Origin of the sequence: Trebonia sp. (assembly GCF_049794275.1) — a bacterium.
Classification (GTDB): Bacteria; Actinomycetota; Actinomycetes; order Streptosporangiales; family Streptosporangiaceae; genus Trebonia.
The window spans coordinates 1-1,871 of record NZ_JBARCR010001178.1; the positions used below are offsets into that span (position 1 = coordinate 1).

Genomic DNA, 1,871 nt, shown 5'->3' on the forward strand with positions numbered 1-1,871 from the left:
ATGATCTTGTCCACCACCCGCATGTCCGCGTGCCCGGTCACCACCGGGACATTCAGCACGTCGCAGGCGGTCGCCTCGGCATCCTTCCCGGTCAGGTACCCCGGCTCGCCCGCCGCGCCGCGCAGCCACACCTCCTCCGCATCTGGCGCGTCCGGATGCTGCCGCAGCTCCGGGAACGGGACATGCACCAACACGTGGGTGTCCGCGCCGGCCGGTCCGGCACCATCTTCGCGCCGATCAGCAGCTCGCAGCCCTGCTGCAGCGCGTCGTGGAACCGCTGCCCCTCGGTCCGGGTGTCCTCGGCGTCGGCTTTCTTGCCGAGTGCCTCCACGACGGCCTGCACGGCCGCGGCGCATTCGGGGGTGAGGTTCCCGCGGATCACGCCCGCGCCGCCGAACGTGGTGCCGACCTGCACATAGCGGTCGTCGAACTCGTCATCATCGGCGTCCGGCCGTGAGGCGCGCCACTTCTGCAGCGCGACGCCGGCGATCATCCGCAGGTCATCCAGCGGCGCTCCAGCCTGAGCGGCCTGCACCAGGATCCTGATCGTCTCGGCGCGCAGCTCGGCCGGGAGCTTCTTCGTCCACCCGGCGATCGCCAGCGCCTGCGACTTCGAGATATCCGCGTTCGCCAGCGCACCGGCCATCTCGGGGTGGTCGCGCAGCAGCCGCATCCGCCACACCTTGGTCTTAGCGTCCGGCCGGGTCATATCGGCCATCGCCATCAGCCACGCCGCTGACGTGCCGTACCCGTCACAGTCGTGGGCGTCGGCACCGTCGAACCGGGCAAGCACAGCGGCGTGCGCCGCGGTGAACTTCGCCTCGATCTCACCCAGCGACCGCAACACCGACCCGCAGGAGGAGGCATCCAGCTCGTTCCCGGCAGGACCGTTGAGGTAGTCCATGGTGGCGTTCGCCATCCGCAGCGCCTCCGCGACACTGCCGAACATCCGGCCGTCTGCGGTGCACATCCTGAACCACCTCCCGGGCTACGCCGTGACCGATCGCCTGCCTCTCATCGCTCGCGCCTTCTTGTGGCCTACCGTCAGGATAGCACAGATGTTCGACATAATACAATTCGTGAAATCAAGATCTTTTATCAGTTCGTATGGCACTGGCAGCGGCTAACCGCGACTCGTTAAAGCGATCGGACCGGTCTTAAAGCGCGGTCGGACCGGGCAGGTAATCCGAGCCGGCCCGCAGACGGCCAGCAGCGGAGGGTAGTCATGAGCCAGAACACGACAAGGCATGACTCGCATGCTACGTCCCGAGACGAAGACGACGCCGACATGAGGCCCCGCCAGTCAGAACACAGGCAAGGCCACCGCCCACGCCAGCCCGTCGGCCAGCCGGCCGGCGACGGCGCCGTGAGTCCGGATGAGCCGGACGATGACGAGTTCGAGCTGATCGGCGACAACGATCTAGGCGCCGCTGACCTCGGCCCGCTCGGCCCGAATGCTCCCGACCCAGACGCCGACTCCGGACGGATCAGGAAAATAGCTCAGGAGGGCGGGCGCGACACCGGGAGGTGACAGCACCTATCCCGCAGCGGGCGGCTTCGGACTGAACTGGTTACTGCCTTCGGGACAGCCCCCGGCGAGGATGGCGGTCTCAGTGCTCATGCCCGTGCCGGCCGAGGCTCTCCGCGGGAGTCGCGCCCGGGCGGGTCCACTGCGGGACGGGGCGGCTGGCCGGACCCCAGGTGGCGTTCCCGGCCGCGTCCGAGCGCCAGTACCAGCACGGACCGTGCCCCTCGGGCCAGCCGTCCGGGCTGGCCTGCCACGCCTCGCCCCGGCCGTAAGGCGTCATGTCCAGCAGGGCGAAGGACCCGCTGGCCGCTTCGGTGCCGCGGCCCGTCGTGGAGTAAGTGAG

Annotated in this window: 3 protein-coding genes; 1 reads left to right on the forward strand and 2 read right to left on the reverse strand. The window is 68.9% G+C overall.

Annotated features, from left to right (window positions below; genetic code table 11):
• Window positions 1-91: 91 nt before the first annotated feature.
• Window positions 92-970: a DUF222 domain-containing protein gene (locus WA805_RS29140; protein WP_425243923.1), complete on the reverse strand. Its 879-nt coding sequence runs from the start codon at window positions 968-970 to the stop codon at window positions 92-94.
• Between the two features lie 396 nt (window positions 971-1,366).
• Between WA805_RS29140 and WA805_RS29145 the strand changes: the two genes are divergently transcribed.
• Entirely contained in the window at window positions 1,367-1,531 is a 165-nt protein-coding gene (locus WA805_RS29145; protein ID WP_425243924.1) for a hypothetical protein, read from the forward strand.
• Between the two features lie 79 nt (window positions 1,532-1,610).
• On the opposite strand, the gene WA805_RS29150 is transcribed toward WA805_RS29145, so the two are convergent.
• Window positions 1,611-1,871, reverse strand: a 261-nt coding sequence (locus tag WA805_RS29150; RefSeq protein ID WP_425243925.1) for a DUF899 family protein, incomplete at its 5' end; no start/stop codon positions are given.

Coding starts and splice junctions, on each gene's coding strand:
- WA805_RS29140 (WP_425243923.1), bottom strand. CDS start 970: ATGTGCACCGCAGACGGCCGGATGTTCGGCAGTGTCGCGGAGGCGCTG.